Raw genomic sequence first — 25,841 nt, 5'->3', positions numbered from 1 at the left:
CGGGTCTGGCGGCGTTTACTGGAAAACTCACTGTCGGCAAAAGTCAGTTGCTGGCTCATCCGGTTACTCATTCTGGGTTCAGGTTACAACACGATGATCTCACATCTCGGACTTATTCGCACCTTCCCTTAAATAATGCCTCTGTAGAATCCCCCTTCGCTATTCTCAGAGGGGAAAAAACGATGCGAGTAATCATGTTTGACAGGCAGTCACTCTTTATTCACGGAGCGATACACAGTCTTCAGAGGTTGATTCCGGAAATAAATATAACTGGGACCTGTCAGGCAGAAGATTTATGGACTCAGATTTCTGCTTCACCGTCGGCTATCGTCATGATTGATGGGAATTTAATTCAGGACGAAGGGAGCACTTTGCTGGAAGCGATCCTGCATCGCTTTCCGGCGATACGTGTGATTCTGATTTTGGCGAAAAAAGAGGCCAAATGTGCTGAGCAGCTGCGGCAGCGAAACGTCATGGCCATTGTTCCCCGAAACGCCAATCCCGAACGGTTTTCCGCCGTACTGGATTCGGTATCCAGAGGGATGGTCTGTTTTCCCGGAGAGTGGGTCAGAGAGCCGACGTCGCCTCAGGCATTATTATCCTTGAGCGAGCGCCAGCGCGAAGTCTTGAAATTGCTGGCGGCGGGGGAGTCGAATAAAGAGATTGGCCGCAATCTGAACATCAGTGCGGCCACGGTAAAAGCGCACCTCGAGGCGCTTTTCCGGCGGCTGGACGTGAAAAACAGAACGCAGGCAGCCATGTATTATACCCGGGCGACGGCCTGAAAAAGCGCGTTTGGGAGCGACGTTATCTCTCCGAAACTGAATATCATCATCACCAGCGCATCATGCTGCTGTTGGGTTAATGGACGTGTCATATTTTCCCGCAGCAGCGCTTCACACAACCGGATATCTTCGCGCAACAAAGTCTCAGCCTCCAGAGGTGTGACAGGGCCGTGAAAATGCTCCTGATCGCGGATAACGTGGCCATAGCCGATAACCCATAATCCTTTTTCGTCACGATATTTTTCCAGAGAAAGACCCTGATGTTTCTTTATCAACGCGATGGCGGCAGAAGATATTTTCAGCGCATGCTCTTTCATATTCATTTCCTCTTAATGGCGACACTGTAGAGGAAATGAGGTACGAGAAATATCCGCCAAATGGCTATTGATCAGGGATTGTTATTCAGATATTCCTGCCGCAATAAACCAAATAACCAGTCATTATGCCAACGTCCCGCAAGGTAATAGCTCTCGCGTAATTCGCCCTCCAGGCAAAAGCGGGCTTTTTCCAGCAGACGTCGTGAGGCGATATTCCCGGCGGTGACGGTGGCGGTAAGTCGACGTATACCGCCCTGATGAAAAGCGTAATCGCAAAGCGCTTTCAGGGATTCAAAGCCGTAACCTTTCCCCTGCGCCTCGGGAGCGAAAAGAAAACCGACCTCAGCGCAATCCTCCTCCCGATGAATATACCCGGTGACGCCCAACGGAGCCCTGGAAGCGGCGTCACGCACGACGAGGCACAGCCAGTGCGCGCTCCCTGGCGTCCAGGGCGTCAGGCGCGAATCAAACGCCTCGCGGATCGCCGCGACGGGGCGGTCTTCCGCCACAAAGCGCATGACGTCGGGATGCTGCTGTAGCGCCAGAAAAAAGGGCCAGTCTTCTTCTTGTAAAGGCGAGCAGTTCAGGCGAGGGGTAATTAAAACCGGCATTCAGATTCTCCTGAAACATTTTAAATGATTTTAGGGTTGTCACTTTATTTCAACAGAAAGTCAGGTATGGTTAACCGCGTATAAATAAAAAGAAAAAGGCCGTTACGTGCCAATCCGGATGTCTTCGTTGTCGCTTAAGGAAAACAATGACTCTCAGCACATCACATCATATTCGCGAACAGTTCGAACACTGTCTGGCGGTCATTCGCCATGCGTCGGTGGAAATTTTGCTTCTTCTGAATGTACATGCTTCTGAGGGCAAAGATCCACGCTGGTTTCTGGAACAACTGGACAGCGCGCGATTAGCCCTGGGCGGCTGGGGAGCCGTAGCGAAAAAACTCAACCTGAATGATGCCGAGATGTCGGAATTTACGCTCCAGCTGCGCCTGCTGCAGCAGCGCGTGCCGCAGTATGAAAGCGGACAGGATGTGAGTGAAAACCAGCTGATTGCGGCGATGCGGTTTGTCACCGCGCTGGAGCACCTTCGCCTGCAGCAGCCGCTGTTGACCTACAGCACGGAGCTGACTCCGGGCAGCGAACTTCAGCAGCAGCAGGCGCATAAGCAGGTGCGGGCGATAGAGCTCATGATAAAAGGGCTCATCCAGCAGGCCTGGCCCGATCAAGTAAGGCTGAATAACCATCTCAAGACTTTGTTTAACGCCGACCGCGTACGGCGCTGGCTGAAGTTGGGCGAGATCAACGATGTCCTGAGCGGCATGATGTTCAGCGAACTGGCGCAAATGCTGGTGGATAAAAAAGAGTTCAGCCGCTATTACGCTTCGCTGTTCAGCGACCCGTCCATGCTGACGCTGCTGGTTGAACCGCGTAAAACGCTGCAAACCTTCCTCGATGACATTCGGCAAATCCGTAACAACATCACCGTCCAGAAAACGTTAAGCTCGGCGCAAATCCAGCTGCTGGATAACTACTACGCGCAGATCGCGCGGCCCGTTCAACGCGCGTTTGAAGAGGGGAGAACGCGCGTCAATCCGGCGGGATTCATGGCGGTAGATGCCAGCGAACTGCATACCTTCTGGGAAAAGGCGCAGAAAATGGATCGGGTCACCGGTGGGGATCTGTTTGAAGTCCGTGACACCATTGAAAAGCCGACCCAGCGCGCGCCGCGCACCCCCGAACAACGCGAGCAGCTCATTTCTGGTGCGTTATGGGGGGCGGTTGGCGTTATGGTGATTGCCATCGTGGCGGGAGGCTTCTGGCTGGTGACCAGCAGTAAACCGCAGCCTGCGGCCGTCAGCGCGGCTGAAGCGGCGCCGCCACAGGAAATGCGTGAGACGCCTTCCTCGCGCGAAACGCTCACGCGCATGGGAGTGACCTGGGACGAGAATAATTTCCGCTCGGCCATTAACCGCAACGACACCCGCGTGACCCAGCTTTTTTTGCAGGGCGGTATGGACTGGAAGCTGTCCTGGACCGAAGAGGCGATGTCGGCAGGCTATGACGACGTGCTGGAGCTGATGCTACGCTACCGGCAAAACATGGTTGAGGAGAAGCCGTGTCGGCGCTTCATCAACACGCTCAGCCACGCGATGTCGAACGGCGAGTCTCTGACCTCGGTGCGTAAAGAGTACCTCAAAGCTTTCTGCACCGTGCCAGCGGTGGTGAAACGCCAGCAGCACGATCTCGACATGGCCACACGCCGTGCGAAGTCACAGCCGGATGCCACCACCAAAAAATGGCAGTCTATTCAGAGCGCCATTTATGAGGTGATTCGCTGATTTCTCCTCCCTCTCCCCGTGGGAGAGGGCACCAGACCGCACCCTATTCAAGGCTCCCCATACAACCCAATCAGCCGCCGCACCACGCCGTTCGTCCAGCCGAAACCATCCTGCAGCGGATACTCACCCCCGCCCCCTTCGCGCGGCGTGCTGCTGGCGATGTGGTACTTCTCAATCAGCTTATGATGCGTCTGATAAAAATGGTTCACCGTATGCAGCCAGCTCCAGGCGATTTCATCCCCCAGCGAGTCGTTGCCGTACTGCTTGAACCCCTGGATCGCCATCCACTGCAGCGGCGCCCAGCCGTTGGGTTTATCCCACTGCTCGCCGGTTTCGTACTCGGTCGCCAGAATCCCGCCCGGCGTCAGCAGTCGCGCTTTGACCGCATCCGACAGGCGCTCGGCCTGCTCATGGGTCGCCATGCCGACATACAGCGGCACAATGCTGGCGGCAGAAAACAGCGCCAGCTCTTCGCGTCGCCAGTCGTAATCGCGGTAACAGCCGCTCTCCTCGTCCCACAGATAGCGGTTCACCGCCTCGCGGCGATCGCTGGCTTTCTGGCGGAACAGGTCGGCCGTCTCTTTATCCCCTTTCGACGCCGAGATGTTGGCGATTGCGCTTTCCAGCTTGAACAGGAAGGCGTTCAGATCGATGGGGATAAACTGCGTCGTGCGGATGCTGGCGAGCCGCGACGGATCGCGCAGCCAGCGGGAGGAATAGTCCCAGCCGGACGCCGCCCCGGCGCGCAGGTCGCGATACACCTCGTTTGGCGGACGGCCCGAATGGCGGGCAGTTTCCACGTCCTCAATCCACGATTCATCGCGCGGGGTATCACGGTCATCCCAGTAGCGGTTGAGCAACGAGCCGTCCGGCATACGCACGGCGCTGCGGTAGGCCTGGTTAAGCAGGAGCGACTCCGCGCCGTCCATCCAGAAGGCGTACTCCATTTTGAGGTGTTCCAGATAGCGTTTCGCACCGCGAACGCCGTCCTCCTCAAACAGCTCCACCATCAGCGCAAAGACCGGCGGCTGGGAGCGGCTGAGATAATAGGTACGGTTGCCGTTGGGAATATGTCCGTAGCGTTCAATCAGCCAGGCGAAGTTATCCGCCATACATTTCAGCAGATCGTTACGACCGCTCTCCGCCAGCCCCAGCATGGAGAAATAGGAATCCCAGTAGTAGGTCTCGCTGAATCGTCCGCCGGGAACGATATAGGCTTGGGGCAGCGCCAGCAGGGAAGACCAGGGAATATGATCCTGCGGCTCGCGCGTCAGCACTGGCCACAGGCTGTCAATGTGCTCTTTGAGGGACAGACCGGGGTCGGAAACATATTCCGTACTGTAGGTCTCGGGCAGCCAGAAGTGGTTTTCCACAAACTGGCGCAGGTCGAAGTCCCGGTGGCGTCTGACCTTGCGGTAGCGGATCAGGATATCCAGCGGATCCATCTTCGGCGCGCAGTCGGGAAAGGTTTTGCTGTCCGTGAACAGGCGCGAGGACTGCACGTGCTCAAACAGTTCAAGATAGCGGTCTGCGGGCGTCAGTGCATCGGAGGCGGGTAGCCCCTCGATCATCTCGGGTTCCGGCTCCGCCTCAATCATTTCATCCAGTTTCAACTCGCAGGGATCGGTCTCGTAGCGCAGCTCTTCTGCAATCTCGAATTCGATGTTCTCGGTAGCCTGTAGTTTCTGGTTGAACATGGTGATAGGGACCTCCGGTTGTGTGTTCAAAAGACAGGTTTATCCGGGCGTCTTATAAGCGTAGACATTCGCTTCGGTAGATGTGGAGGGATATGTGCGGTAGATCACTCTTTTCGGAGCATTCGTTTTGCAACGATTTATGAATGTGAATAAAAAAAGCCCCTCCGGAGAGGGGCTTATGCATTAACGCATGGTGACAAACTCTTCCGCCGCCGTAGGGTGGATCGCCACGGTGTTGTCGAAGTCTTTCTTGGTCGCGCCCATCTTCAGCGCTACCGCAAAGCCCTGCAGGATTTCATCCATGCCGAAGCCAATGCCGTGGATACCGACAATCTTCTCGTCCGGGCCGACGCAGACCAGCTTCATGCGGCACGGCTGACGGTGGGAGGTAACGGCGGTATACATCGCGGTAAACGCGGATTTATACACTTTCACCTGGTCGTCGCCATACTGCTCGCGCGCCTGCGGCTCGGTTAAGCCGACGGTGCCGATTGGCGGGTGGCTGAAGACCACGGTCGGGATGTTGCTGTAGTCCAGATGCTCGTCCGGCTTGTTATTGAACAGGCGCTCGGAGAGACGGCGGCCCGCCGCAACGGCAACCGGGGTAAGCTCAACGGCACCGGTGTTATCGCCGACCGCATAAATGCCCGGTACGCTGGTGTTCTGGAATTTATCGACGACGATATAGCCTTTTTCGTCGATTTTCACGCCGGTCACGCCCAGGTTGAAATTATCGTTCGCCGGTTCACGGCCAATCGCCCAGATCAGGCAATCGACGGTCTGGCTGCGGCCATCCTCCAGCTCCAGCGTCAGGCTGCCGTCTGCATTTTTCACGACCGCTTTTGGCACGGCGTTGGTATGCAGGGTTGGGCCTTCGGTGTTCATCACTTCAACCAGCGTATCAACGATCAGCGGATCGAAGCTGCGCAGCGGCGCGTGTTTACGCACGAACAGGTGCGCTTCGGCACCCAGACCGTTAATCACGCCAGCCAGCTCCACCGCGATGTAACCCGCGCCCACCACGGCAACGCGTTTTGGCAGGGCAGGCAGTTCGAAGAAACCGTCAGAGTCGATGCCGTATTCCACGCCCGGGATGTTCGGGTGGCTCGGACGGCCGCCGGTGGCGATCAGGATGTGATCGGCGGTGATCGTCTCACCGTTCACTTCGATCGTTTTCGCGTCCACAAAGCGGGCGAAACCGTGGATAACGTCGACGTTATTTTTCCCCAGCACGTTGTCGTACGAGGTGTGAATACGGTCGATGTAGGCGGTACGGCTGGCGATCAGTTTGTCCCAGTCGAAGTGGTTGATGGTGGTGTCAAAGCCGTAGTCCGGGCCATACATATGGATAGCTTCACGGATTTGCGCCGCATGCCACATCACCTTTTTCGGTACACAACCCACGTTCACGCAGGTGCCGCCCAGCGCTTTGGCTTCAATCAGCGCACACTTCTGGCCGTACATGGCCGCGCGGTTGATGGAGGCGATGCCGCCGCTGCCACCGCCGATGGCGATGTAGTCATAATGCTTAGTCATAGCTTTTGTCCTTAATCGTGAATTGCCGCGATTGTATACCTGAAATCAATAGTTTCCACCGATGGCTGCGATTACTCCGGCACGATCCAACTGACGGAGGTATGACCCGTACCGGCTGGCACCAGCGTTTTGTGCAGCCACGGCAGCACGTTGTTCATCTGCGCTTCGAGCTTCCACGGCGGGTTAATGACGATCATGCCCGAGGCGGTCATGCCGCGCTGGTCGCTGTCCGGACGCACGGCCAGCTCGATCTGCAGGATTTTGCGGATGCCGGTGGCTTCCAGGTCTTTGATCATGCGTTTGATTTGCGCGCGCAGCACCACCGGATACCACAGGGCGTATGTCCCGGTGGCGAAGCGTTTGTAGCCTTCGTGAATACCCGTCACCACCGCCTGATAGTCGGTTTTGATTTCGTACGGCGGGTCGATCAGTATCAGGCCACGACGGGAAACCGGCGGCAGCTTGGCTTTCAGCTGCTGATAGCCGTCGGCTTTTTCCACGCGGGCGCGGCTGTCTTTCTGGAATTCAGAACGCAGCAGCGGGAAGTCGCTCGGATGCAGCTCGGTCAGCTGGATGCTGTCCTGCTCGCGCAGCAGCTGGCGGGCAATCAGCGGGGACCCCGGGTAGTAACGCAGCTGGCCGTTGCGGTTGAAGTGGTTCACCACGCCGATGTACGGCTCCAGCTCGGCAGGCAGGTCGTCCTGCTGCCAGATGCGGGCGATCCCTTCCAGATATTCACCGGTACGCTCGGCATGCTCGCCGCTCAGCTGATAACGGCCCGCGCCCGCGTGCGTGTCCAGATAGAGAAACGGCTTCTCTTTCTCTTTGAGCGATTCGATGATCAGGCTCTGAACGGTGTGTTTAAGGACGTCGGCGTGATTGCCTGCGTGGAAGCTGTGGCGATAACTGAGCATGGGTAATGATATTCCGCTGAATTGACGATTTGCCACAGTTTACAGCAGAACGGCGCAGATTACCCGTAGGCCCGGTAAGCGCAGCGCCACCGGGCTCTTTTCCGCCACGTCTGGCATTGAAATCCTCTACACTTAACCCCATTCTAGATCGCATATGCACAGCGCCGGATGCGCGCTTCATTCACCTCTTTCAACAGGACAGCGTTTATGACCAATCCATTACTGACGCCTTTTTCGTTGCCACCGTTTTCTAAAATCCTCCCCGAGCATGTGGTTCCAGCGGTTACGCAATCGCTGGACAACTGCCGCGCGGCGGTAGAAAGCGTGGTCGCGCAGGGCGGGCCGTACACCTGGGAAAATCTGTGTCAGCCGCTGGCCGAAGTGGACGACGTGCTGGGGCGTATCTTCTCCCCGGTGAGCCACCTGAACTCGGTAAAAAACAGCCCGGAGCTGCGTGAAGCCTACGAGCAAACCCTGCCGCTGCTCTCTGAGTACAGCACTTGGGTCGGCCAGCACGAAGGGCTCTACAAAGCCTACCGCGACCTGCGCGACGGCGATCACTACGCCGAGCTGAACACCGCCCAGAAAAAATCGGTCGATAACGCCCTGCGTGATTTTGAGCTGTCCGGGATTGGCCTGCCAAAAGAGAAGCAGACCCGCTACGGTGAAATCGCCGCGCGCCTGTCCGAGCTGGGCAACCAGTACAGCAACAATGTGCTCGACGCCACCATGGGCTGGACGAAGCTGATTACCGACGAAGCAGAGCTGGCGGGTATGCCGGAAAGCGCCCTGGCGGCAGCAAAAGCGCAGGCCGAAGCGAAAGAGCAGGACGGCTACCTGTTAACCCTGGATATCCCAAGCTATCTGCCGGTGATGACCTACTGCGAAAACCAGGCGCTTCGCGAAGAGATGTACCGCGCGTATAGCACCCGCGCCTCCGATCAGGGGCCGAATGCCGGTAAGTGGGACAACAGCCCGGTCATGGCGGAAATCCTCGCCCTGCGCCACGAGCTGGCGCAGCTGCTGGGCTTTGAAAACTACGCCGACAAATCTCTCGCCACCAAAATGGCGGAAAACCCGCAGCAGGTGCTCGACTTCCTGACCGATCTGGCGAAACGCGCCCGTCCGCAGGGTGAAAAAGAGCTGGCCCAGCTGCGCGCCTTCGCGAAAGCGGAGTTCGGCGTGGACGAGCTGCAGCCGTGGGACATTGCTTACTACAGCGAAAAACAGAAGCAGCACCTCTACAGCATCAGCGACGAGCAGCTGCGCCCGTACTTCCCGGAAAACAAAGCCGTTAACGGCCTGTTTGAAGTGGTGAAGCGCATCTATGGCATCACCGCCAAAGAGCGTACCGATATCGACGTCTGGCATCCGGACGTGCGCTTCTTCGAGCTGTATGACGAGAAAAACGAACTGCGCGGCAGCTTCTACCTCGATCTCTACGCGCGTGAGAACAAGCGCGGCGGGGCGTGGATGGACGACTGCGTGGGCCAGATGCGTAAAGCAGACGGTTCCCTGCAGAAGCCGGTCGCCTACCTGACCTGTAACTTCAACCGTCCGGTGAACGGCAAACCTGCGCTGTTCACCCACGATGAAGTGATCACCCTGTTCCACGAGTTCGGTCACGGCCTGCACCACATGCTGACCCGCATCGAAACCGCAGGCGTCGCCGGCATCAGCGGAGTGCCGTGGGATGCTGTCGAGCTGCCAAGCCAGTTTATGGAAAACTGGTGCTGGGAGCCGGACGCGCTGGCGTTTATCTCCGGCCACTACGAGACCGGCGAACCGCTGCCGAAGGAGCTGCTGGATAAAATGCTGGCGGCGAAGAACTACCAGGCGGCGATGTTTATCCTGCGTCAGCTGGAGTTCGGCCTGTTCGACTTCCGCCTGCACGCCGAGTTCAGCCCGGAGCAGGGGGCGAAAATCCTTGAAACCCTGGCCGAGATTAAAAAGCAGGTCGCGGTGATCCCTGGGCCAACCTGGGGTCGTTTCCCGCACGCGTTCAGCCACATCTTCGCGGGCGGCTATGCGGCGGGGTACTACAGCTACCTGTGGGCCGACGTGCTGGCGGCGGATGCCTTCTCTCGTTTCGAAGAAGAGGGGATTTTTAACCGCGAAACCGGCCAGTCGTTCCTCGATAACATCCTGACCCGCGGCGGTTCCGAAGAGCCAATGGTGCTGTTCAAACGCTTCCGCGGGCGCGAGCCGCAGCTGGACGCGATGCTTGAGCATTACGGGATCAAAGGCTGATTGTTACGTGAAGATCTGCTTAGTGGATGAAACAGGCGCCGGAGACGGCGCCTTATCTGTTCTGGCCGCCCGCTGGGGGCTGGAACATGATGAAGATAACCTGATGGCGCTGGTGATGACCACAGCGCATCTGGAGTTACGCAAGCGCGACGAACCGAAGCTCGGCGGGATTTTTGTCGATTTTGTCGGCGGGGCGATGGCGCACCGGCGCAAGTTCGGCGGCGGTCGCGGCGAAGCGGTGGCGAAAGCGGTTGGGATTAAAGGAAGCTATCTGCCGGACGTGGTGGATGCCACGGCGGGGCTGGGGCGCGATGCGTTTGTGCTGGCGTCTGTCGGCTGTCATGTGCGGATGCTGGAGCGTAATCCGGTGGTGGCCGCGTTGCTGGACGATGGTCTGACGCGTGGCTACGCGGACCCGGAAATCGGGCCGTGGTTGCAGGAACGATTGCAGCTGATCCATGCCTCGAGCCTGACGGCGCTGACCGATATCACCCCGCGCCCGCAGGTCGTCTATCTCGACCCGATGTTCCCGCACAAGCAGAAAAGCGCGCTGGTGAAGAAAGAGATGCGGGTGTTTCAGTCTCTGGTGGGGCCTGATCTGGATGCGGATGGCCTGCTGGAACCGGCTCGTCAGCTGGCGACGAAGCGGGTGGTGGTGAAGCGCCCTGACTATGCGCCGCCGCTGGCGGACGTTGCCACGACCAATGCGGTGACCACCAAAGGGCACCGGTTTGATATTTATTCGGGGACACCGGAATAAAAAAAGCCGGGTGGCGGCTTCGCCTTACCCGGCCTACATTTCGTGCCGCCTGTAGGCCCGGTAAGCGTTAGCGCCACCGGGCTTTTTTGCACTTACTCGTCTTCTTCGTCACGCAGCGGAACAATCAGCATATCCACGTGAACGGTATTAATCAGCTGGCGAGCGGAAGACATCAGCTTGCTCCAGAAGTCCTGATGGTGACCGCACACCACCAGATCCATGTCGTATTTCTTGATCGCATCAACCAATACCTGGCCCAGGTCGCCGCTGCCGCTCAGGGTTTCGGTAATCGGGTAGCCCGCGTTGGTGGAGAGCTCGCTCAGGGCGTGGTGCGTCTCTTCAGAGATGCGTTTTTGCATGTCGCCGAGATTGACGTCGATCAGACCGGTGTAAAGGTCGGAGTAATTCACATCAACGTGAATCAGGGAAACTTTCGCGTTGTAGGGACGTGCCATGGATACCGCTTTATCAACCAGCACTTTGCTCTCCGGGGAGAGGTCTACCGCGATGAGAATGTGTTTGTAAGCCATAGTGTTACTCCTTCCTTAAGTTATCGATGACTAAATGGGAAAGCCGTCGTCTGATGCTTTCATTACGGCCCAGTTAAACATATTTTTCAAGCTTTGGTGTTGATAACGATTAACCTTGTGGCAAAAAAATTAACGGATCTCCTACACTATTAAATGAGCCGTTCGGATATTAAAACGCGAACCGGATCGACTTTTGGTCATTCTTTCACTGAACTGTCTGTCAGGGCATTGGGGTGCGGTAGCTCAGAAGCCTTGCTTCGTGGGCGGACGCCGGGGAGGATGTATGATTAGCACCGTCGCATTGTTTTGGGCGTTATGCGTAGTTTGCATAGTGAATATGGCGCGCTACTTCTCATCGTTACGTGCGCTGTTAGTGGTACTTCGTGGTTGCGATCCGTTGCTTTATCAGTATGTGGACGGTGGAGGGTTCTTCACCTCGCATGGACAGCCCAGCAAACAGATGCGTCTGGTGGGATATATCTACTACCAGCGCTACCGCGATCATCACGATGAAGAATTTATCCGTCGCTGCGAGCGCCTGCGTCGTCAGTTCATTTTGACCAGTGCCCTGTGCGGGCTGGTCGTCGTCAGCATGATTGCATTGATGATTTGGCACTGAGCATAAAAAAAGCGGGTCAGTTTCCTGACCCGCTTTTTTGTCGCCTTGAACCGATTAAATCAGCTTCAGCGAAATCCAGTACAACCCGCCAGACAGCAGGATGGACGCCGGAAGGGTGAACACCCAGGCCATCAGAATGTTGGTCACGGTTTTGCGCTGCAGACCGCCACCGTCAACAATCATGGTACCTGCCACGGACGAGGAGAGTACGTGGGTGGTGGATACCGGCATACCGGTGTAACTCGCCAGACCGATAGATACTGCCGCCGTCATCTGCGCGGACATACCCTGCGCATAGGTCATGCCTTTCTTACCGATCTTCTCACCGATGGTGGTCGCCACGCGGCGCCAGCCAATCATCGTACCGATACCGAGTGCCAGTGCGACCGCCATGATGATCCAGATTGGCGCGTACTCAATGGTGTTGAGCATATCGCCTTTCAGTTTCTTCAGGAGACGCTGGTCGTCAGCATTCACGTCAGGCAGCTTCGCCACTTTATCCGTTACATCAGAGATGCACAGCATAATGCGACGCAGCTGACCACGCTGCTCAACGGTCAGTTTGTCATAGCTTTCGATATTGCCCAGCATGCCTTTGGCACGTTCCAGCGCGTTAATCGCGTTAGCCGGATGGCAGTGGAATTCGCCAGGTGCAGTCGTGGCACCGGCTTCCGGAGACGGGATTAACTGGTCAACGCCGGTCGCTTTTTTCAGCAGCTCAGGGTGCTGCTGGAAATAAGTTTCAACGTTGTTGACCGCATCGCGGGTACGGGTGATTTCGTAGCCGGAGGCGTTCATGTTAACCACGAAGCCTGCCGGAGCAACACCGATCAGTACCAGCATCACCAGACCAATGCCTTTCTGACCATCGTTCGCGCCGTGTGAGAAAGCCACGCCGATAGCGGAAATGATCAGGGCAATACGCGTCCAGAATGGCGGCTTTTTCTTGCCGTCTTTCTTTTCACGCTCTGCCGGCGTCAGGTGAATACGGGAGCGTTTTTTGGTATTGCTCCAGTAACGACGCAGGATGAAGATCAGCCCGCCCGCCACCACCAGACCCACGATAGGGGAGACGATGAGAGAGGCAAAGATCCCCAGTACTTTCGGGATATTTAACGCATCAACAACCGATGTACCGGTCATGAGGGCGTTGGTTAACCCGATACCGATAATCGCGCCGATGAGGGTGTGAGAACTGGATGCAGGCAGGCCGAAATACCAGGTACCGAGGTTCCAGATAATTGCAGCAAGCAGCATTGAGAACACCATAGCGAGGCCATGGCCAGAACTTACGTTAAGCAGCAGATCTGTTGGCAGCATATGCACAATCGCATACGCAACGCTCAGTCCGCCCAGGAGGACACCAAAAAAGTTAAATACCGCCGCCATAACAACCGCAAGCTGCGATCGCATTGCGCGAGTGTAGATAACCGTCGCTACTGCGTTTGCAGTGTCGTGGAAGCCGTTGATCGCTTCGTAAAACAGTACAAAAACCAGAGCAAGCAAGAGTAAAAGCCCGGTATGTAAATCCAGGCCGGCAAACAAATGTAGCATAGGACGTTACGCCATTTTGAGGACATGAACGCGGCGCATTATCCAGGACAAATGCGCAACGGGCAAAGTGAAATATAGACTTTTTTTGACATACCACCTGATTTGAGAAAAGTGCCTGAAAGGATATTCTTTAAATTTCAATGGAATGGCTTTGTAATATCTTTTTACGCTGGTGTGACCACAGAGGAAACTTTACAATCCGCGGCAGTTAACAAAGAGGGTTTTGACGTGGAAAGGTTTGATGCCGTGGTAATTGGCGCCGGTGCGGCGGGTATGTTTTGTGCGGCAATGGCCGGACAGGCGGGTCGTCGCGTGCTGCTGCTGGATAACGGTAAAAAGCCAGGCCGCAAGATCCTGATGTCCGGCGGCGGGCGCTGCAACTTTACTAACCTGTATGTTGAACCCGCGGCCTATTTGAGCCAAAACCGTCATTTTTGTAAATCTGCGCTGGCGCGTTATACCCAGTGGGACTTTATCGACCTGGTGGGTAAGCACGGTATCGCATGGCATGAGAAGACGCTGGGCCAGCTGTTCTGCGACGACTCCGCCCAGCAGATTGTCGATATGCTGGTGGCCGAGTGCGAGAAGGGCGGCGTGGTCATGCGCCTGCGCACCGAAGTGCTGGACGTTTCCCGCGATGACCAGGGCTACACGCTGCAGCTCAACGGTGAAACCGTCAGCGCCGATAATCTGGTGATTGCCAGCGGCGGCCTGTCTATGCCGGGGCTGGGCGCTTCCCCGTTCGGCTATAAAATCGCCGAGCAGTTTGGCCTGAAAGTCCTGCCTACGCGCGCCGGGCTGGTGCCGTTCACGCTGCATAAACCGCTTCTGGAACAGCTTCAGACGCTGTCTGGCGTGTCCGTTCCCGCCGTTATCACCGCCGAAGACGGCACGGTGTTTCGCGAAAACCTGCTCTTTACCCATCGCGGCCTCTCCGGCCCGGCGGTCCTGCAAATCTCCAGCTACTGGCAGCCGGGAGAGTTTGTCACGGTTAACCTGCTCCCCGATTGCGATCTGGATGCCTTCCTTAACGAACAGCGTACCGCGCACCCGAATCAGAGCCTGAAAAACACCCTGGCAATGCAGCTGCCGAAGCGTCTGGTGGAATGTTTGCAGGTGCTGGGGCAGATCCCCGACGTGTCGCTCAAGCAGCTTAACAGCCGCGAGCAGGAAACGCTGGTCGAGACGCTAACAAACTGGCGCGTGCAGCCAAACGGCACGGAAGGCTACCGCACGGCGGAAGTCACGCTGGGCGGAGTCGACACGAATGAACTCTCTTCCCGTACCATGGAAGCGCGCAACGTGCCGGGGCTCTACTTCATCGGTGAAGTGATGGATGTGACCGGCTGGCTCGGCGGGTATAACTTCCAGTGGGCCTGGGCAAGTGCCTGGGCGTGTGCTCAGGCGCTGGCAGAAGACAAGTGACATCAGCGCGCTGCCACTCGTCATGCTTGGCTTTACGGGCTGACGGTGGTGGCATCCGTCACGGCCAGAATATTGCCCGCGGCCACGGTCCCCATCTTGATGTATGACGCGGCGGTAACGCCGCCAATATGCGGTGAAATCACCACGTTTTCTACGGACTGCCAGAGGTGCGGCGCCGTCAGCGGCTCCTGGGTAAAGCTGTCCAGCGCTGCGCTGTGCAGCGTGCCATCCCGGAGCGCCGCCAGTAACGATTCACTGTGGATCAGTCCACCGCGTGCCGTATTGACCAGAATGGCGTTCCGTTTGCAGTGTGCGAGCGCCTCGCTATTGATCATTCCCCGATTCTCATCGGTTAGCGGACAGTGCAAAGAGATGACATCGGAACGGGAAAGAAGTCCGGTCAGCGTCTCTGCGCGTTCGCACAGGGCAGGCATCGATTTAGCATAGGGATCGTAAGCCAGCACCTTCATGCCGAAGGCATGACCAATAGTTGCCACGCGCGAGCCGATAGCGCCCAATCCGATTAGCCCCAGGGTTAATCCCTCCAGCTCAATGGATTTATGCGTCGCCTTATCCCAGTGCCCGTCCCGCAGCCGCTTGTCCAGAGGCACCACGGACTTTGCGCAGGCGAGGATCAGCGCCCATGTATGCTCAGCCACTGCCGCCGCGTTTGCGCCTGGGGCCGCGCGGAGGGCGATATTGCGCTCGGCCGCTGCCGTCTGGTCTATCACATCGATCCCGCTTCCGTGCTTGGAAATAACCTGCAGAGCCGGGGCGGCATCCATGACTTTCGCGGTGATCCGGCCGTAACGAACCAGAATCGCCACGGGATTGTGTCGTTCACACAGCGCGATCAGGTCATCTTCTGTCGGCTGGCGGCCCGCAAACACCACCTCAAAGCCCTGCAGCATCACCATGGCCTGCTCCGCCAGGTCGCTTCCGGTAACCAGAATTACGTCTTTGCCCCCCATCACAGCGTCTCCCCGTCGGCTAACATACCTGCCTTACGAAGCGCGTCATCAAGCCAGTGTGGACGCAAATCGCCTTCATGGATGGCGGCAAGACGCCGGGTCTCCATCTCCAGCTTTTCTTTTGCCAGCGCGATAACCTGCTGAACCTCATCGCGCGGGATGACGACCACGCCGTCGATATCCGCGACAACCAGATCCCCTGCCTGAACCGTCGCCCCGGCGACTGAAATGGGATGATTCACCCGGCCAGAAATTAACTTTGTCGGGCCGCAGGGGTTCAGACCGGCAGAAAAGACAGGGTAGTGACCTTTGCTCAGGGAATCGGCGTCACGTACAGCACCGTCAATAATGATGCCCGCAATGCCGCTCGCCTGAGCCTGAGTGGCCATGATTTCGCCCAGCAGCGCGCAGCTCAGGTCGCCTTTGCCATCGACGATCAGGACATCGCCGGGTTGCGCAACCGCCATCGCGGCATGAATCGCCAGATTATCACCCGGACGGACTTCCACGGTGATGGCCGGACCCGCAACGGACATGTGAGGAGCCAGCGGTTTGATGCGGCCGTGAAGCGTACCGCGGCGACCGGCCACGTCGGCCAGAATGGCTGCCTGATACTCGACAGCCCGACGAACGTCCTCGGCAGAAACGCGTTCGAACTGGCGATTAATCGGTTTTTTTTCAGAAACGGACATGAATGCCTCCATATTGTTTTACTAAGTACAACGCAGGTGTACAGAACAAAACAACTATAGCGGTGTTGCTTTCCTTTTAGCCAGACCCGAGGTGGCGTTTGTGATGTAAACACGAAGTGACTCACAAAATTTGAGGTACACTCACTGCCGGGCTAACAAGGAGATAATGATGGGGAATGAAGGCGTTGTAGCGGTTGAAAAAGCGCTGGCTTTACTGGATTGCTTCCGTCCTGGGGATGAGAGCCTGACGCTGACCGCGCTGGCACAGCTGTCGGGTTATCACAAAACCACGGTTTACCGCTTGATGAATTCTCTTGAACGGATGAATTACGTCGTCAGGCATGAAGACGGCAATTATGCGCTTGGCCCACGCCTGCTTTACCTCGGCAAGCTGTATGAACAATCTTTCCATCTTTCGCGGGTGGTTCAGCCAGAGCTTCAGGCCTTATCCCTGGCGTCTCAGGAGAGCGCCAGCTGGTATGTGCTGGAGGGCGGGCAGCGCCTTTGCCTGTTTCGCGCGGAAGCGTCGCACGGCCTGCGACACAGCAATCTTCCCGGCAGCCAGTTCCCGCTTGATAGTTCGGCCATCAGTAAGGTCTTGCGCCACTGGGGGCTCAATGAGAGCCTGCCGGAGGGCGATGCTGAACTCCCTTTCTACACGTCAGGCGCACGCGATCCCCATACCGCGGCGTTTGCGATGCCTGTCTTCGGCGTTCACGACAAACTGGTTGCGGCGTTAGCCCTGACCGGCCCCATCTCACGGCTGACGGAAGATCGTCGTGAGAAGGAGATAGGCCCGTTGATGAAGGCGGCGGCCAGCCGTCTGTCGCAGAAAATGGGAGCCAGTAAGCCCTTCTGTCAGCAGTTCTTTGGTGAAACGAGCGACGCGGCGGAAGAAAATCTTTAAACGCAGAAGCGGGACGTGTGTCCCGCTTCTGTCATCACGAATGTGTGACCTGTTTTTCATGTAGCTGAGCGTTGCGTGCCTGCCGTCCCATAATGAGTACCGCGATACCCCCGGCCAGGCACAGCACGGCCAGCGGAAGCATAGCCAGCGTGTAGCTGCCCGTTTGCTCGCTGATCATGCCGTAGGCATTTACCATGACCGCCCCGCCAATCAGGTTCGCGATGGCGCCAATCGCGGCCAGCCCTGCCGCCGCCGAGGAGCTGCTCATCCAGCCGGACGCCAGCGCCCAGAAAGGCCCTTTCATCGAATACGCGCCCGTCAGGATAATGCTCAGGATCGCGAGAGTGGCAAAGAGCGAGACGCTGACAAAGGCAGCGAACACGCCGGCGGCAATCATGAACAGCGTCAGCGCAGTATGCCAGCGGCGTTCATTGGTGCGATCGGAGTGTCGTCCCCAGACAATCATCAGAACCGATGCCAGACCGTAAGGAATGGCGTTAAACAGACCGGTTTGCAGATTATCAAGATGGAAGGATTTCAGCAGCTGAGGAGACCAGACGCTAATAGTGGTGCCCGCGGACGATGCGCCCGCGTAAATCAGCGCCATCAGCCAGATTTGGCGATGCTTCAGCAGCTGCCACGTCGTCTGGTGTCCAATGTTCTTTTGCTGGCTACGCTCGGTCTCAAGGGTGGTTTCCAGCCACTTTTTCTGTTCATCGCTGAGCCATTTCGCCTGATGAGGGCGATCCCGGAGAATAAACCAGGCCGCAATACCCAGCAGCACCGCAGGTAAGCCTTCAATAATGAACAGCAGATGCCAGCCGCGAAGACCCAGCCAGCCATCCAGCGACAGTATCAATCCGGAAAGCGGGGAGCCGATGAAGTTAGCGAGCGGGATGGCAACCATAAAGGACGCAATAATGCGCGCGCGGTAGCGGGCAGGGATCCACCAGGTCAGATACAGCACGACGCCGGGGAAGAAGCCTGCTTCCGCTGCTCCGAGAAGAAAACGGACGATATAGAGCGACGTGGTGTTTTGAACCAGCGCCATGCCCATGGAGACGATGCCCCAGCTGATCATAATGCGCGGGATCCACAGCCGGGCGCCGACTTTCTGCATGGCCAGGTTGCTCGGCACCTCAAACAGGAAATAGGCCACGAAGTAGAGGCTGCTGGCGAAGCCAAACGCCGCTTTGCTGAGGCCAAGGTCCTCATTCATCTGCAGCGAAGCCATGCCGATATTCCCGCGATCGATAATGGAGACCAGGTAACTGACAATCAGAAACGGAAGAATACGCCAGATCACCTTCCGCATCGTCTCTCTTTCTATGTCCTCGGTGGCGGTCGCGCCGTTACGTAAATGTTCTGTCATTGTATCCTCGCAGGGTGTGTTCTTTGTTTTATTAGGTACAACTTGGTTTTATTAAACAAAACCACTATAGCGACGGCGCGTTCTTTTTATCCAGTTAATGGAAGGTTTAAATGATGTAAATAAGAGGTGACTCACAGATAGTGCGCTGCGGATATCGCTCAAGGCTGCTGGCCAGCCGCAAGCAGGACGTGCTGGCAGAGAAATAATCACGTAGCGCAATTATTGCACCAACTTTTCCTCTCCCTTCGACCAGATGCCCCGCCGCGCTCGCGGGGCCATACTCCTTTTGTCAGAGCACGTACCATGCAGCTACTCAGCATTATTATTTTGCTTACCCTAACCGTGGTCATTCATTCGCTGTGGATGTTTGGCGTTTTAAAATTCATCACGTTAGACGTCGATTCTGCGGTACGCATTGTTTTACGCAATGTCGGTATCGTTATCTCTATGATTTTCGCCCATCTTCTGGAGGCCGGGCTGTTTGCTGCCTTTTATTTTGTCATCGACGCGTTTAATGACTGGAACACTAGCTTCTACTTTTCGCTGGTGAGCTATGCGACGGTAGGGTACGGCGACGTCACGTTACCCCAGCACTGGCGGCTCATCGGCGGGGTGGAAGGACTGGTGGGCGCATTGATGGTAGGCTGGTCTGTGGCGGTTCTGGTCGCAGTGCTGCAGCGTTTGCGTGGCATGAGCGCCTAAACGGTAGATGTGCAATCCCCATCTGGTAAGGTAAAGTACACCCCTTACGCGGCCGTCGCGCTGCGGTTTTGAGGGTGGATGTGAACAGCCCACCCTTTTTCTCTGCTGGTTTACGCCAGCCTGCATGGTGCTGTGCTTTGCCTCTATAAAAGGGTTTTGTATGTCTGCTGCTCATCTCGGTTTCCCGACGGAAACCGTTGTTGTCTTTGTAGTGATGGCCGTTGGGGCGATGTTTATCGACCTCTTTATGCACCGTCACGATAAACCGATCTCGCTGAAAAGCGCCGCAATGTGGTCCCTCTTCTGGGTCATGATGGCGATGGCCTTCGCCGGGTTCCTGTACGTTCACCACGGCGCCGAGATGGCGAGCCTGTTCCTCACCGGTTATGCGCTGGAGGAGGTGCTCTCCGTCGATAACCTGTTCGTGATGATGGCGATCTTCGCCTGGTTCGGCGTGCCGGATAAGTACCGTCACCGCGTGCTCTACTGGGGTGTGCTGGGGGCGATTGTCTTCCGCGGTATTTTCGTGGCTATCGGCACCAGCCTGTTAAGTCTGGGGCCTTACGTCGAGGTGATTTTCGCGCTGGTCGTCGGCTGGACGGCGGTGATGATGCTCCGACGCAATGAAGAGAGTGACGAAGTGGAAGATTACTCGGGTCATCTCGCCTATCGCCTGGTGAAACGCTTCTATCCGGTCTGGCCGAAAATCAGCAGCAACGCCTTTATTCTGACGCAGAAAGAGGTGGATGCGGAGCTTGAAAAGCCGGAAAACCAGGACGTGATGGTCGGACGCGTGAAGAAGGCGAAGCGCTATGCGACCCCGCTGCTGCTCTGCGTGGCGGTGGTGGAACTCTCAGACGTGATGTTCGCGTTTGACTCCGTGCCGGCCATTATCGCCGTCAGCCGCGAGCCGCTGATTATCTACAGCGCCATGATGTTCGCTATCCTCGGCCTGCGTACCCTTTACTTCGTGCTGGAAGCGCTGAAGCAGTATCTGGTGCATCTCGAGAAAGCGGTGGTGCTGCTGCTGTTCTTCGTGGCGTTCAAGCTGGGGTTAAATGCCACCGATCACTTCTGGCATCACGGTTACAGCATTGGCGCGACGGCCAGCCTGTTTGTGGTATTGGGCGTGCTGGCGCTGGGAATTATTGCGAGCGTGATGTTCCCGGGGAAACGTGAGGCCTGATGTACCGCCCGGTGGCGCTTTCGAATGTAGGCCGGGTAAGGCGCAGCCGCCACCCGGCAAAAAGGCTACTTGATGGGTGAATTCCGGCGCTTGCGCGGCGGGTGGAAGTGCCGCCAGTGCGGATCCTGCGCCGCCGCCAGCAGCTCGTGGTCACCGCGGGTGTCCCCCCAGGCACGCAGGTGATAGGCGTTCAGATCGCCATACACTTTTTCCAGCCTGGCCACCTTCTGGGCGCAGCGGCAGTTATGGCCCGTGATGCGCCCCGTCAGCTTGCCGTCTTTCACTTCCAGCTGTGTGCCAATCAGCTTAATGCCCAGTTTGTCAGCCCACGGCTGGAGCACCAGCGCCGGAGACGCGGAACAGATGGTCACCTCCGCACCGGAATTCACCTCGGCCGCCACGGCCAGAACCCCTTCGGGGCGCATCAGCTTGCTCCAGTATTTTTCGCAAAACGCTTCCGCCTGCTGGCGCAACCAGTGTTCATCCACGCCCGTCAGGAACGTTTTGATCAGCACTTCCTTTAGCTCATCGCGCGTCAGCTTGCGACGCACGCAGTGGAGCGTGGGCAGCGCCATACGCACCAGACGGCCCGCGAAGTAGCGTTTCCCGAAGGCAAAGCGCAGGAAAGGAATAAAGCTGTCGTGGTGTGTTAACGTCCCATCAAAGTCAAAGACAGAGAGCACGCTGGATTTCGCCACCGTCTCGTCGGCAATCATATTGGTCATAAATACGTCTTAGCTGAAATACACATTCTGTGGATCAGTTTACCTGCTTTACCAGGACAGTCCTTACATCACCACCATTTTTTTCTCGATCTTGCGATCTCAAAGTGAGTCCATTTTTGGCCTCGATAAGAATTGGTGAAAAAACGATCTGTCTATATTATCGCCACATCGCACGATATTCAGGGGAACCCTTTGGCCCCCACAGGTAAGGAAAAACTCACTCACTACTGCTTTCTTGATATGACTCTTAGATCGTTTATTTCAATCCTGACGTTAAGTTTTGCTTCGTTTTCTGCATTCAGTTTTCAACTCCCCGCGTCGATGCTATCGATGAACAGTGACCTGGCCGTCTCGCCAGCGAAATCTGCGCTGATGCAACAGGATACGGGCCCGCTGCGCGCGCGCATCCTTGATCAATACCAAAAGTGGAAGGGGACCCAGTATCAGTGGGGCGGAACCACGCGCCGCGGGGTGGACTGCTCCGCGCTGATGCAGCACCTGTTCAGCGATGTGGCGCATCTTAATTTACCGCGCACGACCGGCGAGCAGATCCACCGCGGGGTGCAGGTGACGCAATACCGCCTGAGGCCCGGAGATCTGGTGTTCTTCCAGACGGGTCCGAACCGCAGGCATGTCGGCGTGTATATTGGCAATAGCCAGTTCATTCATGCCTCAAGCAGCCAGGGCGTCACGGTCTCAACCCTGACGGATGCTTACTGGCAGGCGCACTACATTACTGCCCGTCGGGTTGCAGGCAGTGCAGCCTGACAGCCTCAGATGATGTCATCCACGACGCCGCCATCGACGCGCAGCGCCGCGCCCGAGGTGGCGGAAGCCTGGGGTGAACAGACATAAATCACCATATTGGCCACCTCTTCAACCGTGGCCGCGCGCTGGATCACCGAGCTGGGGCGGTTGGCCATCACAAACTCTTTCGCCAGCTGCTCCAGCGATTTACCGGTTTTTTCGATTTCATCCTTCATCATCTCTGCGAAACCGTCCGACATCGTTGGCCCCGGCAGTACGCTGTTGACCGTCACGCCGCTTCCCGCCACGAACTTCGCCAGCCCGCGCGCCAGCGAGAGCTGCGCCGTTTTGGTCACCCCGTAGTGGATCATATCCGCCGGGATATTGCAGGCCGACTCGGAGGAGATAAACACCACCCGTCCCCAGCCTTTTTGCACCATGCCCGGCAGGAGGGCGCGGGAAAGACGCACGCCGGACATCACGTTGGTCTGCCAGTAACGCTCCCAGGTCTCATCGTCGGTGGCATAGAAATCCTGCGGTCCGTAAATCCCGGCATTGTTAACCAGAATGTCGACGTTATTCGCTACCTTGAGCAGCGACTCGACCCCTTCCGCCGTGCTGAGATCGGCAATCGCGGCGCGCACCTGGACACCCGGCACCACCTGCTGCAGCTGCTGAATGCCTTTATTCACCGATTCCGTGCTGCGGCCATTAACGATCACCTCGGCACCGCTTTCTGCCAGCCCTCTGGCAATGGCGAACCCGATCCCGCCGGTTGAGGCAGTCACCAGCGCCACTTTCCCCGTAAAGTCGATTTTCATCATCCGCTCCTTATCGTTTTAACGTTCGGACCTTAAAGCGTAGCAGGTGAGGATGACGGCTCCTGGCTAAAAAGGCGCAGCAGCGTCTCCACCTGCTCGTCAAGCGGGGCGAGGGAGCGCTTAACAATCAGGTGAAGCGGCGTCGCTCTGCGTGCACCGTGGCTCAGCGGCAGGCGTTTCAGGATGCCTTGATCCAGCTGGGTCTGGATGCGTTCCTCCGGCAGCCAGCCATAGCCGACCTGAGAGAGGACGGCCTCAATGGCGGCATCGATGGTGGAGAAGGTCCATGACTCACCGGCCGCGCGCGCGGCGGGCTGACTGTCCGCAATCTGAATGAGCGGCCACGGGCGTAGCATGTCGTCGTTAAGCGGCGCGTCGAGGTGAAAGAGAGGATGCTGATGGTGGGCCACGGCAACAAAGTCGATATTCATCAGCCATTCGCCGAGCCCGGTCATGTCCTGGCGGCGGGTGAGGACCATCACATCGGCTTCGTCGTTAATGGCATCGTCCCGGGTGTTTTCCAGCACCTCGGTGAGGCGTACCTGGGTTTGCGGATACTGCTGCTGGAACTGGCGCAGAATGGCAAACAGGCGGCGGCGCGGGAAAATGGAGTCCACCACCAGATCCAGCCGCGTGCGCATCCCGTTGCGAAGGGTCGCTGCGCGCGTCTCAACGTACGAAAAGGCTTTCAGCAGCGGTTTAACCTGGTTGAGCAGCAGTTCTCCTGCCGGCGTTAACACCGCCCGTCGTCCTTCCGGCACCAGGAGGGCCACGCCCAGCCGCTCCTGCAGCAGCGACAGGTTATAGCTCACCGAGGACTGGCTGCGGTGGGTTTCTTCTGCGGCTTTGGCAAAGCTGCCCGCCTCGACCACTCTTTCCAGTAAAGACCATTGTTCCAGCGTCGTCTTATGCATAATTTATCTAAAATTTGGATGAATTTGATTAAAACATAGCGTTATTCATTCATTTTTTGAAGGGGTACGATCGTCTCATCAAAACAAAGGAGACATCTTATGAACACCTTCGACAAACACGACTTAAGCGGCTTCGTTGGCAAACACCTTGTTTACACCTACGACAACGGCTGGAACTACGAGATTTACGTCAAAAACGAGACGACCCTGGATTACCGTATTCACAGCGGTCTGGTGGCAAACCGTTGGGTGAAAGATCAGCAGGCTTACATCGTGCGGGTAGGGGAGAGCATCTATAAAATTTCCTGGACCGAGCCAACCGGTACCGACGTCAGCCTGATTGTGAACCTGGGCGACAAACTGTTCCACGGCACCATCTTCTTCCCGCGCTGGGTCATGAACAACCCGGAAAAAACCGTCTGCTTCCAGAACGATCATATTCCGCTGATGAACAGCTACCGTGATGCGGGCCCGGCGTATCCAACCGAAGTGATTGATGAATTTGCCACAATCACCTTTGTACGCGACTGCGGTGCCAATAATGAAAGCGTGATCGCCTGCGCGGCCAGTGAATTACCGAAAAACTTTCCAGATAACCTGTAATAAGCGCGACAATTAACTAAATAGAAAAGTTCCCGGCTATTTCATATTATTTTGAAATAGCCGGGATTTTTTTTGTTTGTTGAGGATTGGTTTAAATGTTTCCATTTCAAAATGTTGCGGAAGATCACATCAAAAATATTTAATATAAAATTAACTTGTTGTTTTTCAATTGGCTGCTAGTTGTCTTATAGCGTTGTAAACGCTGTCTTAATTTTTCCCTAAGGAAAGAGAGCTACTTTGATATGAGTTTATGGTTCGTTGAAATAAGCGGGCTGGCATTTGGTTAATATCAAAAACATGCCATTTTGATTGCAAGGAAATTAATAATGAGTGATTTTCTGCCTTTTTCGCGGCCGTCGATGGGCGCTGAGGAAATTGCGGCGCTTCAGGACGTTTTGATGTCGGGCTGGATCACCACAGGGCCTAAGAATCAGCAACTTGAAGAGGCATTCTGTCAACTTACCGGGAATCAGCATGCGATTGCCCTCTGTTCCGCCACCGCGGGCATGCACGTTACGCTGATGGCGCTGGATATTGGCCCGGGCGATGAAGTTATTACCCCTTCCCAGACCTGGGTCTCCACGCTGAATATGATCGTATTGCTGGGCGCCACGCCGGTCATGATTGATGTGGATAAAGACACATTAATGGTGACGCCAGAAGCCGTGGAAGCCGCTATTACCCCGCGCACTAAAGCCATTATTCCCGTTCACTATGCCGGCGCGCCGTGTGATATCGACGCAATTCATGCCATCGGTGAACGTCACGGTATTCCGGTGATTGAAGATGCGGCCCATGCCGCCGGAACGTATTACAAAAACCGTCACGTGGGCTGGAAAGGAACGGCAATTTTCTCCTTCCACGCCATTAAAAACATGACCTGCGCGGAAGGCGGCCTGGTGGTCACGGATAATGCCCAGCTGGCACAGCGGATCCGCAGTCTGAAATTCCATGGCCTGGGCGTAGATGCCTATGATCGCCAGACGCACGGTCGCGCGCCGCAGGCGGAAGTGATCGCGCCGGGCTATAAATACAACCTGGCGGACATCAACGCCGCGCTGGCGCTGGTGCAGTTAGGCAAACTGAAAGAGGCCAACAGGCGCCGTGAGGAAATAGCGCAACGCTACCTGCGGGAGCTTGCCGATACGCCGTTCCAGCCGCTCACCATTCCGTCATGGCCGCACGTGCACGCCTGGCATCTGTTTATTATTCGCGTGGATGAAGCGCGCTGCGGGATCTCACGCGACAACCTGATGGCGGCGCTGAAAGAGAAAGGCATCGGTACCGGCCTCCATTTCCGCGCGGCCCACACGCAAAAATATTACCGCGAGCGTTTTCCTGATGTATCGCTCCCGAATTCTGAATGGAATAGCGCGCGTATTTGTTCTCTCCCTCTTTTCCCGGACATGACTCATGACGACACAACCCGCGTCATTACCGCACTCCATCAGCTTGCAGGACATTGAT

General features: G+C 56.6%; 25 protein-coding genes. 12 read left to right on the top strand and 13 right to left on the bottom strand.

The annotated features are described in order from the left end of the window. Positions 1–182 precede the first annotated feature (182 nt). Positions 183–785 carry a response regulator transcription factor gene (locus ACOTXT_RS05220; protein ID WP_023294761.1) on the top strand — a complete coding sequence of 201 codons (603 nt, stop codon included), beginning with the start codon at positions 183–185 and terminating at the stop codon, positions 783–785. Here the strand turns inward: ACOTXT_RS05220 and ACOTXT_RS05215 are convergent. Then, the gene (locus ACOTXT_RS05215) at positions 764–1,102 is read right to left on the bottom strand and encodes a lysozyme (protein WP_008503124.1); all 339 of its coding nucleotides are present in this window, start codon (positions 1,100–1,102) and stop codon (positions 764–766) included. The genes ACOTXT_RS05220 and ACOTXT_RS05215 overlap by 22 nt on opposite strands. Positions 1,103–1,173: 71 nt before the next feature. Further along, a complete protein-coding gene (locus ACOTXT_RS05210; RefSeq protein WP_023294760.1) occupies positions 1,174–1,713 on the bottom strand; it encodes a GNAT family N-acetyltransferase in 540 nt (179 codons plus the stop codon). 146 nt (positions 1,714–1,859) lie between these two features. Between ACOTXT_RS05210 and ACOTXT_RS05205 the strand changes: the two genes are divergently transcribed. After that, positions 1,860–3,449: an STY4199 family HEPN domain-containing protein gene (locus ACOTXT_RS05205; RefSeq protein WP_021242148.1), complete on the top strand. Its 1,590-nt coding sequence runs from the start codon at positions 1,860–1,862 to the stop codon at positions 3,447–3,449. 47 nt (positions 3,450–3,496) lie between these two features. On the opposite strand, the gene ACOTXT_RS05200 is transcribed toward ACOTXT_RS05205, so the two are convergent. The 3 genes from ACOTXT_RS05200 to ACOTXT_RS05190 all read right to left on the bottom strand — a co-directional run bounded on the left by ACOTXT_RS05200 (position 3,497) and on the right by ACOTXT_RS05190 (position 7,596). Further along, positions 3,497–5,146: an alpha,alpha-trehalase gene (locus ACOTXT_RS05200; RefSeq protein WP_021242149.1), complete on the bottom strand. Its 1,650-nt coding sequence runs from the start codon at positions 5,144–5,146 to the stop codon at positions 3,497–3,499. Positions 5,147–5,329: 183 nt separating this feature from the next. After that, positions 5,330–6,682, bottom strand: coding sequence for a glutathione-disulfide reductase (gene gorA / locus ACOTXT_RS05195; protein WP_046092611.1), 1,353 nt, complete (start codon positions 6,680–6,682; stop codon positions 5,330–5,332). 71 nt (positions 6,683–6,753) lie between these two features. After that, a complete protein-coding gene (locus tag ACOTXT_RS05190; RefSeq protein WP_021242151.1) occupies positions 6,754–7,596 on the bottom strand; it encodes a 23S rRNA (adenine(2030)-N(6))-methyltransferase RlmJ in 843 nt (280 codons plus the stop codon). A gap of 207 nt (positions 7,597–7,803) precedes the next feature. On the opposite strand from ACOTXT_RS05190, the gene prlC reads away from it, so the two are divergent. Together prlC and rsmJ are read left to right on the top strand one after the other, a co-directional pair. After that, positions 7,804–9,846: an oligopeptidase A gene (gene prlC / locus ACOTXT_RS05185; RefSeq protein WP_058654984.1), complete on the top strand. Its 2,043-nt coding sequence runs from the start codon at positions 7,804–7,806 to the stop codon at positions 9,844–9,846. Between the two features lie 7 nt (positions 9,847–9,853). Continuing rightward, positions 9,854–10,606, top strand: a complete 753-nt coding sequence (gene rsmJ / locus ACOTXT_RS05180) for a 16S rRNA (guanine(1516)-N(2))-methyltransferase RsmJ (protein WP_023345064.1) — start codon at positions 9,854–9,856, stop codon at positions 10,604–10,606. Positions 10,607–10,698: 92 nt separating this feature from the next. Here the strand turns inward: rsmJ and uspA are convergent, their stop codons facing one another. Next, positions 10,699–11,136 (bottom strand): universal stress protein UspA, encoded by a 438-nt coding sequence (uspA, locus tag ACOTXT_RS05175; RefSeq protein ID WP_003861223.1) that lies wholly within the window; start codon positions 11,134–11,136, stop codon positions 10,699–10,701. A 283-nt stretch (positions 11,137–11,419) separates the two neighbouring features. On the opposite strand from uspA, the gene uspB reads away from it, so the two are divergent. Further along, on the top strand, positions 11,420–11,755 hold the full coding sequence (uspB, locus tag ACOTXT_RS05170) for a universal stress protein UspB (protein ID WP_003861224.1): 336 nt from the start codon (positions 11,420–11,422) through the stop codon (positions 11,753–11,755). A gap of 54 nt (positions 11,756–11,809) precedes the next feature. On the opposite strand, the gene pitA is transcribed toward uspB, so the two are convergent. After that, entirely contained in the window at positions 11,810–13,309 is a 1,500-nt protein-coding gene (gene pitA / locus ACOTXT_RS05165; protein WP_008503116.1) for an inorganic phosphate transporter PitA, read from the bottom strand. 228 nt (positions 13,310–13,537) lie between these two features. Between pitA and ACOTXT_RS05160 the strand changes: the two genes are divergently transcribed. After that, positions 13,538–14,734, top strand: a complete 1,197-nt coding sequence (locus ACOTXT_RS05160) for an NAD(P)/FAD-dependent oxidoreductase (protein WP_023326258.1) — start codon at positions 13,538–13,540, stop codon at positions 14,732–14,734. Positions 14,735–14,766: 32 nt separating this feature from the next. Here the strand turns inward: ACOTXT_RS05160 and ACOTXT_RS05155 are convergent, their stop codons facing one another. Together ACOTXT_RS05155 and ACOTXT_RS05150 are read right to left on the bottom strand one after the other, a co-directional pair. Then, a complete protein-coding gene (locus ACOTXT_RS05155) occupies positions 14,767–15,705 on the bottom strand; it encodes an NAD(P)-dependent oxidoreductase (RefSeq protein WP_333163946.1) in 939 nt (312 codons plus the stop codon). Beyond that, on the bottom strand, positions 15,705–16,397 hold the full coding sequence (locus ACOTXT_RS05150) for an RraA family protein (protein WP_421625288.1): 693 nt from the start codon (positions 16,395–16,397) through the stop codon (positions 15,705–15,707). The genes ACOTXT_RS05155 and ACOTXT_RS05150 overlap by 1 nt, the downstream gene beginning before the upstream one ends. 169 nt (positions 16,398–16,566) lie before the next feature. Between ACOTXT_RS05150 and ACOTXT_RS05145 the strand changes: the two genes are divergently transcribed. Next, the gene (locus ACOTXT_RS05145) at positions 16,567–17,304 is read left to right on the top strand and encodes an IclR family transcriptional regulator (RefSeq protein WP_039024263.1); all 738 of its coding nucleotides are present in this window, start codon (positions 16,567–16,569) and stop codon (positions 17,302–17,304) included. Between the two features lie 34 nt (positions 17,305–17,338). Here the strand turns inward: ACOTXT_RS05145 and ACOTXT_RS05140 are convergent, their stop codons facing one another. After that, positions 17,339–18,676 (bottom strand): MFS transporter, encoded by a 1,338-nt coding sequence (locus ACOTXT_RS05140; RefSeq protein WP_008503111.1) that lies wholly within the window; start codon positions 18,674–18,676, stop codon positions 17,339–17,341. Between the two features lie 303 nt (positions 18,677–18,979). Here ACOTXT_RS05140 and ACOTXT_RS05135 point away from each other — a divergent pair, with 303 nt between their 5' ends. After that, on the top strand, positions 18,980–19,378 hold the full coding sequence (locus ACOTXT_RS05135) for a potassium channel family protein (protein ID WP_008503110.1): 399 nt from the start codon (positions 18,980–18,982) through the stop codon (positions 19,376–19,378). Between the two features lie 160 nt (positions 19,379–19,538). Continuing rightward, a complete protein-coding gene (locus ACOTXT_RS05130) occupies positions 19,539–20,564 on the top strand; it encodes a TerC/Alx family metal homeostasis membrane protein (RefSeq protein ID WP_008503109.1) in 1,026 nt (341 codons plus the stop codon). Positions 20,565–20,629: 65 nt separating this feature from the next. Here the strand turns inward: ACOTXT_RS05130 and ACOTXT_RS05125 are convergent, their stop codons facing one another. Continuing rightward, complete coding sequence (locus ACOTXT_RS05125; RefSeq protein WP_008503107.1) at positions 20,630–21,289, bottom strand: HAD family hydrolase; 660 nt, start codon at positions 21,287–21,289, stop codon at positions 20,630–20,632. Between the two features lie 321 nt (positions 21,290–21,610). Between ACOTXT_RS05125 and ACOTXT_RS05120 the strand changes: the two genes are divergently transcribed. Next, positions 21,611–22,057: an NlpC/P60 family protein gene (locus tag ACOTXT_RS05120; RefSeq protein ID WP_008503106.1), complete on the top strand. Its 447-nt coding sequence runs from the start codon at positions 21,611–21,613 to the stop codon at positions 22,055–22,057. Positions 22,058–22,062: 5 nt separating this feature from the next. Here ACOTXT_RS05120 and ACOTXT_RS05115 read toward each other — a convergent pair whose 3' ends face one another. Beyond that, positions 22,063–22,857, bottom strand: a complete 795-nt coding sequence (locus tag ACOTXT_RS05115; protein WP_021242161.1) for an SDR family NAD(P)-dependent oxidoreductase — start codon at positions 22,855–22,857, stop codon at positions 22,063–22,065. 32 nt (positions 22,858–22,889) lie between these two features. Beyond that, the gene (locus ACOTXT_RS05110; RefSeq protein WP_023345056.1) at positions 22,890–23,771 is read right to left on the bottom strand and encodes a LysR family transcriptional regulator; all 882 of its coding nucleotides are present in this window, start codon (positions 23,769–23,771) and stop codon (positions 22,890–22,892) included. 99 nt (positions 23,772–23,870) lie between these two features. On the opposite strand from ACOTXT_RS05110, the gene ACOTXT_RS05105 reads away from it, so the two are divergent. Together ACOTXT_RS05105 and arnB are read left to right on the top strand one after the other, a co-directional pair. Then, the gene (locus tag ACOTXT_RS05105) at positions 23,871–24,374 is read left to right on the top strand and encodes a phenolic acid decarboxylase (RefSeq protein WP_008503103.1); all 504 of its coding nucleotides are present in this window, start codon (positions 23,871–23,873) and stop codon (positions 24,372–24,374) included. A gap of 326 nt (positions 24,375–24,700) precedes the next feature. Then, positions 24,701–25,840 (top strand): UDP-4-amino-4-deoxy-L-arabinose aminotransferase, encoded by a 1,140-nt coding sequence (arnB, locus tag ACOTXT_RS05100; protein ID WP_059362387.1) that lies wholly within the window; start codon positions 24,701–24,703, stop codon positions 25,838–25,840. Position 25,841 lies beyond the last annotated feature (1 nt).

The organism is Enterobacter cloacae complex sp. IR5422 (genome assembly GCF_049238165.1).
GTDB classification, from domain to species: domain Bacteria; phylum Pseudomonadota; class Gammaproteobacteria; order Enterobacterales; family Enterobacteriaceae; genus Enterobacter; species Enterobacter roggenkampii.
This window is presented reverse-complemented; position numbering and strand designations above follow the sequence as displayed.